Genomic DNA, 16,998 nt, shown 5'->3' on the forward strand with positions numbered 1-16,998 from the left:
CTGATACAGCCGCCGCCCCGCCGCCTTTCGTAAAAAAATAAAAAAGGGGTTGACTTTTGGGAGAGACATGCGTATAATACTTTTTGTTCGGTGCGAGTGAGCGCCGCGACAAGTGAATTTGGGGGTATAGCTCAGCTGGGAGAGCGCTTGAATGGCATTCAAGAGGTCAGCGGTTCGATCCCGCTTATCTCCACCAAAAGACCTGAAATCTGATGATTTCAGGTCTTTTTCTTTTCCTGGACAGAGAGAACTGGTGCCCCGGCTCGCAAGAGCCGGGGCACCGTCTGTTTATTCGCCCGGGAGATCTTCAAAGAAGCAGAAGCGGTTCTTGCCGCTGCGTTTGCTGTGGTAGAGGGCGGTGTCCGCCTGACCCAGCACGTGGGAGTAGTCAAAGGAATTGCCGCCGTAGACGCGGGTCAGCCCGATGCTGCCCGACAGGGTCATGCCGGGGACAGACTGGAGGGTCTCCAGCAGCATGCGCAGGCGCTCCTCCAGGCGGGGGCGGGGGAAGTCGCCCTGGATAAAGACCAGGAACTCGTCGCCGCCCATGCGCCCCACGATGTCTTGTTTCCGGAACGCGGAGAGGAGCAGGTCGGCCACGGTCTTCAGGGCCCGGTCTCCCTCCAGGTGTCCGCTGCGGTCGTTGATGGCCTTGAAATTGTCGATGTCCAGCAGCATCAGCGTCCCGCAGGGGCCGGGAGCGGAGGAGATGCAGCGGCTCATCTCCCGCTGGAAGGCCGCCCGGTTGTAGATGTTGGTCAGCGGGTCCCGACTGGCGGCCTCCGCCTGGGCGAACTCCCGCTCCTTTTCGGCGTTGATGTCCTTCAGATAGATCAGCGCGTAGACGTTGCGGGTGATTTCCTCCCGGAAGAGGTAGATGGTGAACTCCACCCAGCGCAGGGATTCGCCCACCAGGCGGCGGTAGCAGAAGCGGGAGCTGGTCTCCTGCCGCTCAAACATCTCGTCCCAGCAGGCGGGGTCCCGGTAGCGTTTGAGGAAATCCAGCTCCTCCGGCGGGAGGAACTTGGCCAGCTTCTGCTGGAGCAGGTCGATGAAATGCTGGGAGTGGAGGCGGTAATCCTGCTGGTAGATGTGCCACAGGCCGCCCACCGACTTGAGCTGGCCACTCTCCAGGTCCACCTCGGCGTAGGCGATGGCCTCGGAGAGCAGGGCCTGATAGAACCGGCGCATGCGCATGTACTCCAGCTCCATCACCCGCTCCATCCCGGCGGGCTCCAGCAGGATGATGACGGTGTCCAGATCCTTCTGCTCCTGGCTGAGGTGCTGCACCGTCAGCTTGAACCACTCATAGGTCCCGCTCTTGCTCTTGAGCAGGAGCTCCAGATGGGTGGAGTGCTCCTTGGAGCGCAGGCGGGAGAAGGCGGCGCGGAACTCGGAGACAAAGTGGGGGTGGACGATGCCGCTGTCGATCCAGCACTGGGGGAAATTGGTCTCGTGGGTGTCCTCCCCCAGCAGCAGCACCCGTCCGGTGTGGAAAAAGATGCTCCGATTCAACTCATTGTATTCAAAAATATCCCGCACACAGGAGGAGGGGAGGTACTGGGGCTGCTCGATGTCGCTGATGATGCGGTGGTAGCCCTTGAGGCAGATCATCCCGTGCTCGTCCGGCATGCGGATGCCGGTGCAGCGCACCAGCACTTCGCCCCGGGTGGGGTGACGCCAGGTGTACTCCAGCTGCACGGTGCGGCCGGACTCGATCATCTGCTCCAGGGACTGATTGACATAGTGGTAATAGCCCTCGTTGATGCGGGAGTACCAGAACTGGTAGCAGGCCTGGGGCGTGGGGGTGTCGGAGAGGCCCAGGACGCGGTGCATGGTGTCGTTGGCCAGCATCTCCTGCTGGGTGCGGTCCTGGGACAGGCGGATCACCCACAGGCCCAGATTCAGCGTGTCAAAGACATCGCAGAAATTGGTGCGCAGCAGCTGCTGATAGCGCTTTTCGTTGCGCTCCTGGCGGATGCGGTGGAGCAGGAAGGCGGAGAGCACCCGGACCTGGGCGTCGTCCTGGATGGCGTGGCGGGGGTTGTCCACCCCCAGGAAGCCCAGCAGCTGCCCCTTGTCCCGGATGGGCACGGCGATGAGGCGGCGGATGCCCTGACGGCTCAGGACGCGCCACTCATCGGGGTCGGACTGGCGCAGGGGCTCCAGGTTGAGGAGCACCACCGATTGATCCTGCTGGAACAGGCTCATCCAGCGCGCCAGCAGGCGGGGCGGCAGCTGCTGGAGGTGGTCCATCTGGGACGTGACCCGCTCGGAGCACCACTCGAAGGTGTTGTCCCAGTACCCCGACCGGTCGGGGGTGGGCTCGAAGAGGTAGGCCCGGTCGGCCTTGTAGAACTCACCCACCGAGGCCAGCACCTGGTCCACCGCCTCCCGGAAGTCGGTGTGCTCCGAGAGGGTGTCCACATAGCCCACGATCTGCGCGGCGAAGTCCAGCTTGGCCTGGGCGCTTTGACTGATGAACTCCCGCTTGGTGATGTCCAGGGCCACCTCCATGCGCAGGCGCTTGTTCTGGTAATACACCACCTTGTCCTTGAGAAGAAAATGGCGGCCGCAGTAGTCGTTTTCCTGCTCCCAGATGTAGAAGTCGTCCTGGCGCAGCATGGGGTTGGTGCAGAAGGGACAGGGCTCGTCCAGGCCCTGGAGGACCTTGTAGCACTTGCGGCCGTGGTAATCCCGCACGCCGAAGAGCTTTTGACCGGCCGGATTGAGGTAGTAGAGCTCATAGGTGTCCATGTCGCTGATGTAGAAGATGTCGTTTTCCGCCTCCAGCAGGAGCCGGGCGATCTCATTTTCCGACCAGGACACGGAAGGGGGGATGGGCAGGGGGTGGACCCGGCGGCGGTAGTCTTCCTCCGCCTGGACCCGGCTCTGGTAGAGCGGGGATTCCGGCTGAAAATAGCGCTCCTCCAGCTCCGACGGGGGACAGGGGCGGGAGAAGAGGAAGCCCTGGAGCAGCGCGGGCTGGAGCTCCTCCAGCGTGGTCAGCTCCTCCTCGGTCTCGATGCCCTCGCAGCATACCCGGATCTGGCAGCTGTCGGCCAGCTCCAGCATGTTGCTCAGCAGGCGGTAATTGTAGGCGCTGTGCTGGATCTGGCGGACGAAGCAGCGGTCGATCTTGATCTCGTCGATCTCCATCTCCTTCAGGCGGCCCAGGCTGGAGTAGCCGGTGCCGAAATCGTCCACCGCAATCTCGATGCCGTGGTTTTTCCACTGGCGAAAGATGGTGTTGGCGGCCTGGTAGTCCAGCAGCTGCATGCTCTCGGTGACCTCGATGGTCAGGGCGCTGCCGGGCAGGCCGCTGCGGCGCAGGGAGGCCAGCACCTGGGTGACGATGTCCTCCTCCTGGAGCTGGGCGAAGGACATGTTGACGCTGATGTGGAAATCCGGCTGCAGGCGGCGCCAGAGCCGGCACTGGTCCAGGGCGGTGTCCAGCACCCAGAGGCCCACGGGACAGACCAGCTTGGTCTGCTCCAGGATGGGGATGAACTCCGCCGGAGAGATGGGACCCCGCCGGGGCGAGGAGTAGCGCAGCAGCGCCTCGGCCCCATACAGGCGGTAGGAGTTGGAGTGGATCTGGGGCTGATAGCACAGGGAAAAGCCGGAAAAACCGGACTTGATGCTGGTTTGCAGGTCCTCCTTCAGCTCCATGGCCACGATCTCACGCTCGTAGTCCTCGGCGCAGAAGAAGCGGAGCATATTCTTACCCTGGGCCTTGGCGTGGTCCAGGGAGGTCTCGGCGTACTGGTAGAGGGTGCAGGCGTCCAGGGCGGGGTACTCCCGGAAGGGGACACATCCGCCGGAGAGGGTACACAGCCCCTCCAGCCGCCGCTGGGTCTGGTGAAAAATGGCCCGCACATCGTCGGCGGAGGCCTGGGGGCAGGTGACGGCGAAGCAGTCGCCGTTGAGGCGGTAGATCCGCCGCTCGCCCAGGGTGGCGTCCTCCAGGGCCTCGGCGGCGTGTTTCAGAATGCCGTCGCCGAAGGCGCGGCCCTTTTTCAGGTTGATGGCCTTCAGGTCGTCCACGCCCACCACCAGCAAAAATCCGTCGGTCTCGTCCCGCTGGATCTGCTGCAGCTCCTCCTTCAGGCTCTCCATATTGAACGCGCCGGTGAAGTGGTCGGCCTTGTTGCGCAGCGCGCTGTCTGAGAGACGGCCCACCATCCACTGGGGCTCCCCGCGGTCACTGTAATGGATCTTGCCCCGGCTGTTGATCCACAGCAGCTCTCCAGCCTTGCTGAGCACCCGGTAATCCACGTTGTGCAGGACCAGCTGCCCGGACAGGACCAGCTGATAGACCTCCTGCAGCTTGGGCAGGTCCCGGGGGTGGACCAGGCGCTTCCAATCCGCCACCGTGCAGTATTCCCGGTCCGCCGGCAGCACGTCATAGTGGGCCCGGATGTTGCTGGAGAAGTAGATGCGCAGGGTGGAGAAGTCCAGATAGAAGTAGTAATCATTGGAACTCTCGCTGAGAAAATCCCAGAAGCTCCGGTAGATATTCAGAGGGTTTTGTGCGGTCAGATCCATGGATATTCCAACTTTCGATGTTCTTCCGCCGGGGCGGGATGAGTGGATTATATCACAGAACAGTGCCGCAATACAAATCCATTCTGGGGCAAACAAAAAGGCCGGCGTTCCCTTTTGGGGGAACGCCGGCGCAGGGCGGTCAGGCGCGGGGGAGGGTGATGCGGAAGGTGCTGCCCTGGTCCACCTGGCTGTCCACCTGGATGCGGCCGCCGTAGAGGGCCACGATGTGCTTGACGATGGCCAGACCCAGCCCGGTGCCGCCGGCCTTGCGGGCGCGGCCCGGGTCCACCCGGTAGAAGCGCTCGAAGATGCGGGGGAGGGCTTCCGGCGGGATGCCGATGCCGGTGTCGGCCACGGTGAGGACGGCATGGTCGCCCTCACAGGCGGTGGTGACGGTGACGCTTCCGCCGGGGCGGTTGTATTTGAGCCCGTTCTCGGCCAGGTTGAGGATGACCTCCCGGAGCCGGTCGGGGGAGATGGCGGCGGTACACTCCTCACCGGAGACGGTGATGGTGACCTGCTGCTCCCCGGCCTTCAGCTCCAAAAGACCGGCGACCTCCTGGGCGGTGGCCAGCAGCGGGGCGGAGGCGCCCTCCTGGTCGATGGCCACCGAGTCCAGCTCGGAGATTTTGAGAATGTCGTTGATGAGGGCGATGAGCCGGTCCACCTCCACCCCGATGAGGGAGGAGAAGCGCTTCTGGTCGGCCGGCTCGGTGACCATGCCGGAGGAGAGCATATCGGCAAAGCCCTTGATGGAGGTGAGGGGGGTCTTGAGCTCGTGGGAGACGTTGGCGGTGAAGTCGTTGCGGATGTGCTCGGCCCGCTTGAGCTCGGTGACGTCGGACAGGAGGATGGAGGTGCCCACCCGCTGCCCCTCGTACTGCTGCCCCGACACGGGGGAGAGGAAGAAGCGCAGGCTGCGCCCGGGCAGGGGCAGGTCGTCCACATCCAGGACCACCTGGGTCTTTTGGCTGTGGCACTGTTCCAAGGCCTCCCGGAGGCGGCGGCTGCGGGTGTGGATCAGCAGGCCCGACAGGTCGCTGGAGTCCTCCGGCACGCCGAAGAGCTCCCGGGCGGCCCGGTTGGAGGCCAGCAGCCCGCCCTTCTCGTCCAGGAGGAGGAAGCCCTCGTCCATGCAGTCCAGGATCAGGTTGACCTTGTCCCGCTCACTGGTCAGGCTCTGGATGGAGTCGCCCAGGCGCTCCACCAGCTTGTCGATGTAGCGCAGGATGGGCCGCAGCTCGTCGTCGCTGCGGTAGGCGTCCAGACTGGTGGGGGCGGACCCGGCCAGCACGCTGGACAGGGCGTCGCTCACCGCGCCCAGAGGGGCCACGGCCCGCTGGGCCATCCGGCGGGAGAGGGCCAGGACCAGCAGCAGGGCCACCACCGACGCGGCCAGCAGGCCGGCGGCGCCCCGCCAGACCAGGCTGTCGATGGAGGACAGGGGCATGGAGGCCCGGCCGATCATGCCGTCGGTGAAGCGCTTGGCCACATAGAGCATGGGCACGCCCACCGTGTCGGAGGCGCGGGTGTCCTCGCCCCAGCCGGTGGCCAGGGCGGAGGCCACCTCAGGACGGCTGGCGTGGTTCTCCAGGCTGTCGGCGTCGGCGTCGGTGTCCACCAGAACGGTGCCGTCGGTGTCGATGATGGTCAGGCGCTTGTCCGGGGCGGCCTGCCGGAACTGCTCGGCGGCGGCCTGGGCGTTGGTGATCTGGCTCTGGCTGTCCATGAGGATCAGCAGTTCCTTCAGACTCTCCAGAGAATCGTCCCGCTCCTGGTTGAAGAGAAACCACACGCCCATGGCGTTGGACACCAGCAGAGCGACCAGGACGATGAGGAAGGTGGTGGCGGTCAGACGTTTTTTCATAGGCGGATACGCTCCTCAGTCGATCTTATAGCCCACGCCCCGGACGGTGGAGATGAGCCCGTCGCCCAGCTTCTGGCGCAGGGATTTGATATGCATGTCCACCGTGCGGGTCTCGCCGGTGAAGTCGTAGTCCCAGACCGTGTGGAGGATCTCATCCCGGGTGAGCACCGCGCCCCGCCGGGAGACCAGCAGGCGCAGCAGCTCGAATTCCTTATAAGTCAGCTCCACCGGAACGCCGGCGCGGCGGACGGTGCGGGCGGCGGGGTCGATCTCCAGCTCGCCGCAGCGAAGCAGGCCGTCCTCCCGCCGGTGGGTGCGGCGGAGCACGGCCTTGATGCGGGCCTGCAGCTCCATCAGGCCGAAGGGCTTCACGACATAGTCGTCCGCACCGTTTTCCAGGCCGGTGACCCGGTCCATCTCGGCGGTGCGGGCGGTGAGCATGATGACGGGGACCTCGGCGGTGTCCCGGCCGGCGCGCAGGCGGCGCAGGAGCTCCAGTCCGTCCATGCCGGGCAGCATGATGTCCAGCAGATAGATCACAGGGGGCGTGAGACCGGCCTCGGCGGCGAAAAACTCCTCGGCGGACTCATACACCCGGGCGTCGTACCCGGTGGACTGAAAGTAATAGCGGAGCATTTCGCGGATGCTGCTGTCATCCTCTACGATGACGATGGCATTGGACATGGGGGCTTCCTCCTTTAGGTGGGTGTGGCCAGGGTGCCGGTGACGCAGTAGATGGCCCACTGGGCGATGTTCACCGCGTGGTCGGCGATGCGCTCCAGGTACTTGGCGATGATGATGAGGTCGATGGCCTGGTCGGCGCTCTCGCGGTTGTTGACGATGAGCTCCACCAGCTCGTTCTTCTCGGCCCGGAAGAGCTCATCCACCTCGTCGTCCAGACCGATGACCTCCGCCGCGGCGCCCTGGTCCCGGTTGACGTAGGCAAAGATGGCCCGCTTGACCATGAAGCCGGCCTTCTGGCTCATGGTGCGGATGTGGGTCAGGTCGCTGCCGGCCTGGTTCTGGGCCAGGAGCAGGGAGATCTCGGCGATGTTGGCGCACTGGTCGCCGATGCGCTGCAAGTCGGTGACCATCTTCAGCGCCGCCGAAATGGTGCGCAGGTCCCGGGCCACAGGCTGCTGCTGGAGCAGCAGGCGCAGGCAGCGGTTCTCGATGGAGCGCTCCATCTGATCCATGGTGTGGGTGAGGTCGATGGCCTGATGGGCCTGACGGCGGTCGGGGGATGCCAGGGAAGAGGTGACCAGGTCGATGGCGTCCTCAGCGGCCGCGGCCATGTCGATCATCTCAGTCCCCAGCTCATGAAGCTCGGAATCAAAGGTTTTTCTCATATTGGCCTCCTTGTGTTATCCGAAGCGGCCGGTGATGTAATCCTCGGTCCGCTTGTCCTTGGGCATGGAGAAGAGCTGGGTGGTGTCGCCGAACTCGATGAGCTCGCCCAGCAGGAAAAAGGCGCACTTATCGGACACACGGGTGGCCTGCTGCATGTTGTGGGTGACCATGATGATAGTGTAATCCTTTTTCAGTTCCACCGCAAGCTCTTCGATCTTGGAGGTGGAGATGGGGTCCAGAGCGGAGGTGGCCTCGTCCATGAGGAGGACGTCGGGCTTCACGGCCAGGGCGCGGGCGATGCACAGGCGCTGCTGCTGGCCGCCGGAGAGGCCCAGGGCGGACTTTTTGAGGCGGTCCTTCACCTCGTCCCAGATGGCGGCGCCCCGGAGGGACTCCTCCACGATGTCGTCCAGCTGGCTCTTGTTGCGGATGCCGTGGGTGCGGGGGCCGTAGGCGATGTTGTCATAGATGGACATGGGGAAGGGATTGGCCTTCTGGAACACCATGCCGATCTGCTTGCGCAGCCAGGTCACATCGAGGCCGGGGGCGTAGATGTCCTGCTCCCGGTAACGGAGGGAGCCGGTGATCTTCACGCCGGGGATCAGGTCGTTCATGCGGTTGATGGTCCGCAGGAAGGTAGATTTGCCGCAGCCGGAGGGGCCGATGAGGGCGGTGATGCACCGCTCGGGGATCTCCATGTTGATGGACTTCAGGGCACGGTTCTCGCCGTAATAGAGGTCCAGATTCTCCGCTTTGATGATCGTTTTCTCGTTCATATCCCAATTCACCTTTTATTTCTTTCTCAGACGCTTGCCCACCAGCTTGGCGGCCAGGTTGATGATCAGCGTGATGGCCAGCAGCACCACAGCCACCGAGAAGGCCAGGTCGAACTGGGCGCGCTCTTTGGCGTAGACGTACAGGGCCACGGTGAGGGTGGCGCCGGAGCTGTCCACCAGACCGCCGCTGCTGAAGAAGTTCTGAAGGGTGGTGCCCATACCGGCGGTGAACATGAGCACCGCCGACTCGCCCACGATGCGGCCGATGGCCAGGATGCACCCGGTGACGATACCGTCGATGGAGCCGGGGAGGACGATGGTACGGATCATATGCCACTTGCCCGCGCCCAGACCCAGTGCGCCCTCCCGGTAGCCCTGGGGCACGGTCTTGAGGGACTCCTGGGTGGTGCGGATGATGGTGGGGAGGGTCATGATGACCAGGGTGAGCGCGCCGGCCAGCAGGGTCTTGCCCAGGCCCAGCACCTGGCAGAACACCAGCATGCCCACCAGGGCGTAGAGGATGGAGGGGATGCCGGCCAGGGTCTCGGTGGCAAACTCAATGGCGGAGACCAGCTTGTGGTTGGTGGCGTACTCGGTGAGGTAGATGGCCGCGCCAACGCCCAGGGGCAGGACGAAGATCAGGGTCACCACGATGACGTAGATGGTGTTCTGAATGGCGGGCAGGATGCCGTCGGTGCCCCGCAGCACGCTCTCCTGGCTGGTGAGGAACTCCAGGTTCAGCGTGGGGAGACCGCGGTAGAGGATGTAGCCGATGAGGAAGAGGAGAAGAAGGCAGGTGACGGCGGCCGAGAGGTAGAGCAGGCCCCGCATCACCACATCATAGGTGCGCCGGCGCATGCTCAGACCCTGGCGGGTCTTGGCGGGCTCGGCCTGCGCCACGTAAGAGATCACATTTGTCATAGCTTAACCCTCCTTGTCCCTCTTGAGGAACACATTGAGGAATACGTTGATGCACATGATGAACAGGAAGAGCACCAGACCGATGGAGTACAGGGCGTTGCGCTGCAGGGAACCCACGGCGGCGTAGCTCATCTCGCTGGCGATGGCGGTGGTGAGGAACTTGACGCTGGAGAAGAGGGAGGGCATGTTGGCCACGTTGCCGGCCACCATCAGGATGGCCATGGCCTCGCCGATGGCGCGGCCCACGCCCAGCACCACGGCTGCGGCGATGCCGCTCTTGGCGGCGGGAGCGGTGACGCGGAAGTAGGTCTCCAGTTCAGTGGCCCCCAGGGCCAGGCTGGCCTCCTCATACTCCTTGGGCACCGCGCGCAGGGCGGTCTCGGACACCGAGATGATGGAGGGGAGGATCATGACGGCCAGGACGATGATGGCGGCCAGCAGGCTGTCGCCGGCGGCCAGGTTGAAGGTCTCCCGGATGGCGGGGAGGAGGACCATCATGCCCACCAGGCCGTAGACCACCGAGGGGATACCGGCCAGCAGGTCCACCGCCGGGCGGATGGCGGCGGCCACCTTGGGGGGCGCCACCTTGGCCAGGAACACCGCCATGAAGAAGCCCAGAGGCACGCCCAGCAGGATGGCGCCGGCGGTGCCGTAGATGGAGGTGAGAATGAAGGGCAGGATACCGTAGGCGGGGTCCGTTTGATCGGTAGAGGCCCAGCGCGTGCCGAAGAGGAAGTCCACCAGGCCCACTTCCCGGATGGCGGGCAGGCCCGAGATGACGAGATAGACGGTGATCAGCAGGACGAAGGCGATGGCGATGAAGCCGCAGATCAGGAAGAGGACCTTCATGATCCACTCCAGCGCCTCCTTGGGGGAGAGCTTGCCGCTCCGCCCCGGAATCATTGCTTTCATATCAGAACCAACCTTTTTCACAAACAGATTTCAAAGCAAGTCCCCGGCTTCCCGGGGACTTGCTTTTTCGGTCATTCGGTGATGGAGCTTAGCCGTTGGCGGACACAGCGCCGGCAGCGGCGATGATGTCAGCAGCGTCAGCGCTCATGGCGAAGTCCAGGAAAGCCTGGGCAGCCTCGGACAGCTCAGCGCCCTCCTTGGTGACCATGACGAAGGGACGCTGGATGGAGTAAGTACCGTCCAGAACAGTGGCCTCGGAGGGAGCCACGCCGCCGACCTTCACGGCCTTCACGGTGTCATTGACCGCGGACAGGGAGGCATAGCCGATGCCGTTGGGGTTGGAAGCCACGTTGCCGATGACGTCGCCGGTGGAAGAGTACTCGTTGGTGTACTTGCAGGCATCCTCCACGCCCACGATCTCCTCGAAGGCGCCGCGGGTGCCGGAGCCGGCCTCACGGCCAAAGACCGCGATCTGGCCGTCCTCGCCGCCCAGCTCAGACCAGTTGGTGATCTCGCCGGTGAAGATCTGGGCGATCTGCTCCACAGTCAGGTCCTCCACGCCGTTGGCGGGGTTGACCACAACGGCCACGCCGTCCAGAGCCACGATGTTCTCCACAGCGCCGTTGCTCTTCTCCTCGTCCTTCAGGGCGCGGGAGGACAGGCCGATGTCGCAGGTGCCGGCGGTGGCGGACTCGATGCCGGTGCCGGAACCGGTGCCGGAGTAGTTGACGGTCACGTCGGGGTTGGCCTCCATAAAGGCCTCAGCCAGAGCCTTGACCACGCTCTCCATGGAGGTGGAGCCGTCGGTGTTGACGGTGCCGCTCAGAGTGGCGGTGTTCTCGGAGGGGGTGGAGCCGCTGTCGCTGGGGTTGGTGGAGGGCTGGGAGGCAGTGCCGCCGCCGCAGCCGGCCAGCAGGCCGAGACAGAGCACACCGGACAGAACAAGAGTGGAAATGCGTTTCATGGTCTTCATTCTCCATTTCATTGTAGATTCAAGCGGTTTCTTTTCGCGGTCCTCTCTCTCAGGACCGTTGCTAGTATAGCCGAGGAATTGTAAAGTCGTCTCGCAGAGAAATGTAAAGGATGTGTAAAGTGTGGAGGCAGAGTGCAAAAAAAGAGCCCGGTCGGGCCACTCTTTACCACAGAATAGACAAAACCTGTGTAAAGAGCAGACCCGGCCGGGCCGGGGAAGGGGATCAGGGCGTGCAGGCGGCGGAGACATCGGCGAGCTGCTGGCGGTAGCGCTCTACCGCCCAGTCAGGGCCGGTGAGCTGGGCGTCGGGCCCCAGACCGAAGAGCCAGCCCAGAAACTGCGTGCTCACCACGGCGGTGACGGTGACGGTAAAGTGCTCCTCGCCGTCGGGGATGAGGATGACGTCCAGGCCGAAGCGGTCCAGGATGACGCCGATGAGCCGGTTGTGGCAGCGCAGGCGGACCTGGCCTTCCTGGCCGCTGAACATACCGAAGTGCTTTTGCACATAGGCTCCCATATCCAGGGAGGCGTACTCCCGCCCGCCGGCGCGGGGGAGGCCGGTGACGGCCAGCTCGGCCATCTTGTCCACCCGGTAGTGGCGCAGCTGGCCGTGGTCGTGGTCGTAGCCGGCCAGGTAGTAGTTGGAGTTGTCCCAGATGAGGCCGTAGGGGGAGACGGTGTACCGCTTCCCATCCCGGCGAAAGACGGGGGTTTTCTGCAGATTGTAGTCAAAGTAGCGGAAGGTCACCGCGCGGTTCTCCGAGATGGCGGTGTGGAGCTGATCTATGGTATAATAGACCAACTCGTTCACCGTCTTGGACCGGCCGGTGACGTACACCTGGCGCTGGAGCTGCCGGGCCTGGTGGACGCTGGCCAGGGACTCCAGCTTGTGGATGAGGTCCTGGCTCTTGCTGCGGGAGATGAACTTGCAGGACTGCACCGCATCCACCAGGAGCTTGAGCTCAGGGAGCTGAAAGAGCCGCTCCCCCACGAACCAGCCCGCCCGGCGGCCCCGCTGGCCCTGGACGTCCAGGCCGAACTCCTCCAGGGCGGCCATGTCCCGGTAAATGCTCTTCCGCTCGGCGGCCACCCCCTGCCGCTCCAGCGCGTCGATGAGGGACTGGGTGGAGATGGGGTGCTCCTCGTCGCTGCGCTCCAGGAGGAGCTGGCGCAGATAGAGCAGCTTTAATTTCTGTTTTGCGCTTCTGGCCATGGAACCGGCCTCCTTCTGTCTTGTTGTTGAAAGTATACCGCAAAAACAGTCCAATAAAAAGTACTATTGAAAAGGAGCGTGAGGAATATGACCGCGATCGTGCGCGATGCCCTGGCCTGGCTGTTTGCAGCCCCCATGACCAAGGAAACCCCGGAGCCGGAACGGGTGGACCAGGTCTTTTCCGGCATGGCGGTGGAGGTGCTGGAGGCCCGGGGCCGCTGGCGGAGGGTACGGACCCCCTACCGCTACGAGGGCTGGACCCTGTCCGATTCCCTGGAGGAGGACCCGGCCCGGGTGGAACAGTGGCAGAAGGGGGACCTGGCCCTGGTGATTCCGCCGGTGGCCACCCTCCTCAGCGGCGCCCACCCGGAGGAGGCGCCGGTGTACCAGCTCCCCCGGGGTGCCACGGTGACCCGTCGGGGAGAGCCGGACGAGTGGGGCTGGCAGATGGTGGAGGCGGCCAACGGCGCGCTGGGCTTTTTGCCGGACCACACCCTCCGTACCCTGCAGGTGCGCCCGGAGGAGTTTCCCGACCTGCGGGAGTCTCTGGCGCGGGCGGCGCTGGACTTTTTAAAGGTGCCCTACCTCTGGGGCGGCAAGAGCGCCTGGGGCATCGACTGCTCCGGGCTGGTGTCCCTCACCTATCTCATCCACGGCATCCTCATCTTCCGGGACGCCAAGCTCCAACCGGATTTTCCCATCTACCCCATCCCGCGGGAGCAGATGGCGAAGGGGGACCTCCTCTATTTCCCCGGCCATGTGGCCCTCTACCTGGGGGAGGGGCGCTATGTCCACGCCACCGGCCGGAAGGGGGACGAGGCGGTGGTCATCAACAGCCTGGACCCCGCGGCAGCCGACTACCGGGCCGACCTGGCCGGGCAGCTTCTGGCGGTGGGCAGTTATTTTTGATCGCATTGGAATCGCATAGATGCCCTGTTTCTTCACATACTAAGGCGGAGCTGTGGAAGAAAGGGCGGGGTCATGGTGAAAAAGCGGAGCATCCTGGCAGGGGGAGCGGCGGCGCTGGTGCTGCTGGCGTGGGGGGGATATGCCTGGAGCGGCGGGGCGGTGCCCGCGGACGGTACCGCCCCGGAGGTGGAGGTAGAGGTTACCCCCACCGCCCCGCCCAGCGGGGGCCTGCTGGCCCTCACCTTTGACGACGGGCCCCGGCGCTCCACCACCACCGCCCTGCTGGACGGTCTGGCCCAGCGGGGGGTGAAGGCCACCTTCTTTCTGGTGGGCCAGCGGGTGGAAAACAACCAGGATCTGGTGGAGCGGATGGAGGCCGAGGGCCACCAGATCGGCATCCACACCTATGACCACGTCTCCGCCCTCACCGGGCTGAGCAACGCCGACTTCGACGCCCAGGTGGGGCGCACCCGGCGGCTCCTCACCTCCATCCTGGGGCGGAGCGACTTCGCCCTGCGCCCGCCCTACGGGGCCATCGACCCGGCGGTGCGGGCCAACGCGGGGGGACCCATCATCCTCTGGTCGGTGGACCCGGAGGACTGGGCCACCGAGGATGCCGCCGCCGTGGCGGATCACCTGGTCAGCCATGCCCGGGACGGGGACATCCTGCTCCTCCACGACATCTTTCCCTCCTCGGTGGAGGCCGCCCTCCAGGCAGTGGACGCCCTCCACGCGCGGGGGTTCTATTTCGTCACCGTGTCGGAGCTTCTGGCCGAGCGGCACATCACACCCGAAAACGGCGTCAGCTACCGCTGTGCCTATCCCTGAAAAACGCCCCCGGTGGACCAACAGGTCTGCCGGGGGCGTTTTGGCTCAGGCGTTGGGGGCGGGGTCGCCGTCCAGGCTCACAAAGTACTCGTAGAAGGGCAGCAGGAAGGAAAAGCCCTCCAACAGCTCGTCCACCAGCTCATGGGAGCGGAGGATGGGGCCGTGCTGCTCCTCGTGGATGAGGGAGAAGGAGCGCTTGTTGTACCAGGGCTCCAGGATGGGGAGGGCAGGCGTGCCCTTGGGGCGCTTGTAGTCCTCACCTTGGAGGGTAAAGCGGTCCTGCTTCTCCAGCTTGCGGGCCAGGGCGGCGAAGGTCTTGGGGTCCCGGTCCAGCCGGGCGCGGAAGCGGGCCATGGTGGCGGGGGTGGCGGAGTAGTAGCCCAGGCCGGTGGACCAGCCCTCGGGCTCCAGCTCGAACCAGAACACCGGCCGGGCGGAGAAGCTCTCCTCCCCGGGGCGCTCCATGGACCACCAGAGATGGTCCTTGTAGGGGCCGCGGCCGTGGAGCCGCCGGGCGTCCCGGTAGATGCGGGAGACCTTGCAGCACAGCCCGGGCACGGCGTGGCGGGCCTGGAAGGCGTCGAACACCTCCAGAGAGAGCTCCTTCATGGGCTGGTAGAAGTGGGTCAGGTACTCCTCCTTGTGGGCCTGGAACCAGGTGCGCTCATTGTTGAAGCGGATGCCCCACATAAAGTCGATGGTGGCGTCAGAAAAACCTTGAAACAAAGTGGAAGCTCCTTTCACTGAGAAAAAGGAGCGCGGGCCCCGCAGGACCCGCGCTCACAGCAGTTGGGATCAGTTCCCCGCCTCGGGAGGCAGGACCACGCCGCCGCCCTCACTGGGCGCGGGCGTCTGTGCCGCCGGAGTGGGCGTGGGGGTCGGCGTCGCGGCCGGGGTGGGCGTGGCCGCCGGGGTGGGAGTCGCGGCCGGCGTCGGGGTCGGTGTGGCCACGGGCGTCGGAGTAGGTGTCGGCGTCGGGGTCACCGGCGTCTTGGTCATCAGGCCTGTGGAGGTGTCGATGCCCAGCCGGTCGGCATCGGCGGGGTTATAATAGTATACCGCGTTGGACGCCTTATAGGTGTTGCGGTAGAGGAAGGTGGTGCTGACGGTGTTGCCGTTCTTGTCCACCAGCTTCTGGTACACATCCACCGTGACGCCGTTGTAGCGGGAGTAGTTGGTGTCCCGCACCGGGCCGCTGCCCACGGGGATGCTGGAATCGGGCTTGTAGGTGTTCTTGTAGGGGACGGTGGACACGGTGACGCTGTACGGCTCACCGTGGATGCCGGTGGTGTCGGTGCCGTAGATGGTCACGTGGAGCTTGTGGCTGCTGTCCAGGTAGCACACGACCTTGATGGGATAATCGGTGCTGTTCTTGAACTTGAAGTCGGTCACGTCGCTCCACACGGTGGCGTCGGTGCCGATGACGGGCATGTAGCCGCTGTTGAAGGCGTGCTGGGTGCGGGAGACGGTCTCCAGATTGGCCTTCAGGGTCACCCAGTAGATGGTGGAGGACAGCTGGCAGATGCCGCCGGCGGTGGCGTCGATGCTCTGGCCGTTCTGGTAGGTGCCGGCGGCCTTATAGCCGCTGGACTTGGTGTAGGGTCCGGCCAGGGCGTTGTAGGAAAAGACCTCGCCGGGCAGAAGGATGGTGCCGGTGACCCGGTCAGCGGCCAGGTCGATGTTGTACCACCGGTTGGAGGGGCCGGCGCAGGTGGTGGTGCCGGAGCCCAGCACGTCCTTGAAGAGGTTGGCGTTGAGCTTGGCGGTGGTGATCTCAGGGGCGGTCTTGGTCAGGGGGACCGAGACGGTCTCGCCCTCCTCCGCGCCGTCCAGCGCGGTCTGGGCGGCGGCGACGTCAAAGCTGACGCCGTCCACCGAGGGGACGATCTCCTTGGTGGTCTTGTCCAGAGTGGCGTCGGCGGGCTCGGTGTATACCGCGTCATACACGGCCTGGAGGTCCAGGGCGGGGGGCTCCTCGGTGGTGACCGGGACCTCGATGGGGGCGGTGTCCACTTCCTCGCCGGAGACCAGGGTCACCAGCTGCTGCTGGATCTGCTCCTCCAGAGCGGCCACGTCGATGGCCTGCCCGGTGGTGCCCTTGGTCAGGTCCAGGGTGGTGTCGGTGACGGTGTAGGTGGTCTCCACCATGGGGTTGGTGATGTGCTCCTCCGCCTCCAGGATGGCGGCGGGGGTCTGGGCGAAGGTGAGGCCGGTCTCCACCTCTGTGGCGGTGAAGAAGGCGGACAGGTAGTTCCATCCGGCGGCCAGGAAGGAACTCTGGCGGCCCACCGAGTAGGCCTGGGTGATGACGGTGTCGTAGTCCAGGGTCAGGTCCTTGCCGGTGACGGTGAAGGTGCTGCCGCCGCAGGTGAAGGAGACACTCTCATCGGCGAAGGACTCCAACGCCTTCTCCAGTTCCACCCGGGCCTCGGCCTGGGTCAGGCCGCCCAGGTCCACACCGGCGGCGCTGGTGCTGGGGTAGATGGCATCGCTGCTCATGGCGTAAGCGCACAGCCCCAGATAGCCGCCGGCCAGGATCACCAGCACCAGCAGCACGACGATCACGGCCAGTTTGCCGTGACGGGGCGCGGGCTTCGCGCGTTTTCCGGTTTTTCGTTCCATGATTCGATCAACTCCAACTCTCTATACACAGACAGAGGATGTCTGCTTCCTCGGGTACTTCGCAAACCGTCGGTTTGCA

General features: G+C 64.7%; 13 protein-coding genes and 1 tRNA gene. 3 read left to right on the plus strand and 11 right to left on the minus strand.

What is annotated here, in order from left to right:
• The first annotated feature begins 120 nt into the window (after positions 1 to 120).
• A tRNA-Ala gene (locus tag B5G43_RS09430) sits at positions 121 to 196 on the plus strand.
• 92 nt (positions 197 to 288) lie between these two features.
• On the opposite strand, the gene B5G43_RS09435 is transcribed toward B5G43_RS09430, so the two are convergent.
• From B5G43_RS09435 to B5G43_RS09475, 9 genes are all read right to left on the minus strand, one after another.
• Entirely contained in the window at positions 289 to 4,548 is a 4,260-nt protein-coding gene (locus B5G43_RS09435) for an EAL domain-containing protein (protein ID WP_087260600.1), read from the minus strand.
• A gap of 139 nt (positions 4,549 to 4,687) precedes the next feature.
• Entirely contained in the window at positions 4,688 to 6,415 is a 1,728-nt protein-coding gene (locus B5G43_RS09440; protein WP_087260605.1) for an ATP-binding protein, read from the minus strand.
• Positions 6,416 to 6,430: 15 nt separating this feature from the next.
• Positions 6,431 to 7,099 carry a response regulator transcription factor gene (locus B5G43_RS09445; RefSeq protein WP_087260607.1) on the minus strand — a complete coding sequence of 223 codons (669 nt, stop codon included), beginning with the start codon at positions 7,097 to 7,099 and terminating at the stop codon, positions 6,431 to 6,433.
• A 14-nt stretch (positions 7,100 to 7,113) separates the two neighbouring features.
• The gene (gene phoU / locus B5G43_RS09450; RefSeq protein ID WP_087260610.1) at positions 7,114 to 7,764 is read right to left on the minus strand and encodes a phosphate signaling complex protein PhoU; all 651 of its coding nucleotides are present in this window, start codon (positions 7,762 to 7,764) and stop codon (positions 7,114 to 7,116) included.
• Between the two features lie 15 nt (positions 7,765 to 7,779).
• The gene (pstB, locus tag B5G43_RS09455) at positions 7,780 to 8,541 is read right to left on the minus strand and encodes a phosphate ABC transporter ATP-binding protein PstB (RefSeq protein ID WP_087260613.1); all 762 of its coding nucleotides are present in this window, start codon (positions 8,539 to 8,541) and stop codon (positions 7,780 to 7,782) included.
• A gap of 15 nt (positions 8,542 to 8,556) precedes the next feature.
• Complete coding sequence (gene pstA / locus B5G43_RS09460; protein ID WP_087260615.1) at positions 8,557 to 9,462, minus strand: phosphate ABC transporter permease PstA; 906 nt, start codon at positions 9,460 to 9,462, stop codon at positions 8,557 to 8,559.
• A gap of 3 nt (positions 9,463 to 9,465) precedes the next feature.
• Positions 9,466 to 10,365: a phosphate ABC transporter permease subunit PstC gene (gene pstC, locus B5G43_RS09465; RefSeq protein WP_242960523.1), complete on the minus strand. Its 900-nt coding sequence runs from the start codon at positions 10,363 to 10,365 to the stop codon at positions 9,466 to 9,468.
• Between the two features lie 97 nt (positions 10,366 to 10,462).
• Positions 10,463 to 11,347: a phosphate ABC transporter substrate-binding protein gene (locus B5G43_RS09470; RefSeq protein WP_087260617.1), complete on the minus strand. Its 885-nt coding sequence runs from the start codon at positions 11,345 to 11,347 to the stop codon at positions 10,463 to 10,465.
• Between the two features lie 223 nt (positions 11,348 to 11,570).
• On the minus strand, positions 11,571 to 12,560 hold the full coding sequence (locus B5G43_RS09475) for a WYL domain-containing protein (RefSeq protein ID WP_087260619.1): 990 nt from the start codon (positions 12,558 to 12,560) through the stop codon (positions 11,571 to 11,573).
• 87 nt (positions 12,561 to 12,647) lie between these two features.
• On the opposite strand from B5G43_RS09475, the gene B5G43_RS09480 reads away from it, so the two are divergent.
• Together B5G43_RS09480 and B5G43_RS09485 are read left to right on the plus strand one after the other, a co-directional pair.
• Entirely contained in the window at positions 12,648 to 13,469 is an 822-nt protein-coding gene (locus tag B5G43_RS09480) for an SH3 domain-containing C40 family peptidase (protein WP_087260622.1), read from the plus strand.
• A 72-nt stretch (positions 13,470 to 13,541) separates the two neighbouring features.
• Positions 13,542 to 14,297, plus strand: coding sequence for a polysaccharide deacetylase family protein (locus tag B5G43_RS09485; protein WP_087260624.1), 756 nt, complete (start codon positions 13,542 to 13,544; stop codon positions 14,295 to 14,297).
• A gap of 45 nt (positions 14,298 to 14,342) precedes the next feature.
• Here the strand turns inward: B5G43_RS09485 and B5G43_RS09490 are convergent, their stop codons facing one another.
• Together B5G43_RS09490 and B5G43_RS09495 are read right to left on the minus strand one after the other, a co-directional pair.
• On the minus strand, positions 14,343 to 15,023 hold the full coding sequence (locus tag B5G43_RS09490; RefSeq protein ID WP_087260626.1) for a DUF2461 domain-containing protein: 681 nt from the start codon (positions 15,021 to 15,023) through the stop codon (positions 14,343 to 14,345).
• A 69-nt stretch (positions 15,024 to 15,092) separates the two neighbouring features.
• Positions 15,093 to 16,919, minus strand: coding sequence for a VanW family protein (locus tag B5G43_RS09495; protein ID WP_087260627.1), 1,827 nt, complete (start codon positions 16,917 to 16,919; stop codon positions 15,093 to 15,095).
• Positions 16,920 to 16,998 lie beyond the last annotated feature (79 nt).

This window comes from Flavonifractor sp. An92 (assembly GCF_002159175.1).
Classification (GTDB): domain Bacteria; phylum Bacillota; class Clostridia; order Oscillospirales; family Oscillospiraceae; genus Pseudoflavonifractor_A.

Excerpts from the sequence above, each read along its gene's own strand:
- B5G43_RS09435 (WP_087260600.1), bottom strand. The coding sequence starts at position 4,548 with ATGGATCTGACCGCACAAAACCCTCTGAATATCTACCGGAGCTTCTGG.
- B5G43_RS09440 (WP_087260605.1), bottom strand. The coding sequence starts at position 6,415 with ATGAAAAAACGTCTGACCGCCACCACCTTCCTCATCGTCCTGGTCGCT.
- B5G43_RS09445 (WP_087260607.1), bottom strand. The coding sequence starts at position 7,099 with ATGTCCAATGCCATCGTCATCGTAGAGGATGACAGCAGCATCCGCGAA.
- phoU (WP_087260610.1), bottom strand. The coding sequence starts at position 7,764 with ATGAGAAAAACCTTTGATTCCGAGCTTCATGAGCTGGGGACTGAGATG.
- pstB (WP_087260613.1), bottom strand. The coding sequence starts at position 8,541 with ATGAACGAGAAAACGATCATCAAAGCGGAGAATCTGGACCTCTATTAC.
- pstA (WP_087260615.1), bottom strand. The coding sequence starts at position 9,462 with ATGACAAATGTGATCTCTTACGTGGCGCAGGCCGAGCCCGCCAAGACC.
- pstC (WP_242960523.1), bottom strand. The coding sequence starts at position 10,365 with ATGATTCCGGGGCGGAGCGGCAAGCTCTCCCCCAAGGAGGCGCTGGAG.
- B5G43_RS09470 (WP_087260617.1), bottom strand. The coding sequence starts at position 11,347 with ATGAAGACCATGAAACGCATTTCCACTCTTGTTCTGTCCGGTGTGCTC.
- B5G43_RS09475 (WP_087260619.1), bottom strand. The coding sequence starts at position 12,560 with ATGGCCAGAAGCGCAAAACAGAAATTAAAGCTGCTCTATCTGCGCCAG.
- B5G43_RS09480 (WP_087260622.1), top strand. The coding sequence starts at position 12,648 with ATGACCGCGATCGTGCGCGATGCCCTGGCCTGGCTGTTTGCAGCCCCC.
- B5G43_RS09485 (WP_087260624.1), top strand. The coding sequence starts at position 13,542 with ATGGTGAAAAAGCGGAGCATCCTGGCAGGGGGAGCGGCGGCGCTGGTG.
- B5G43_RS09495 (WP_087260627.1), bottom strand. The coding sequence starts at position 16,919 with ATGGAACGAAAAACCGGAAAACGCGCGAAGCCCGCGCCCCGTCACGGC.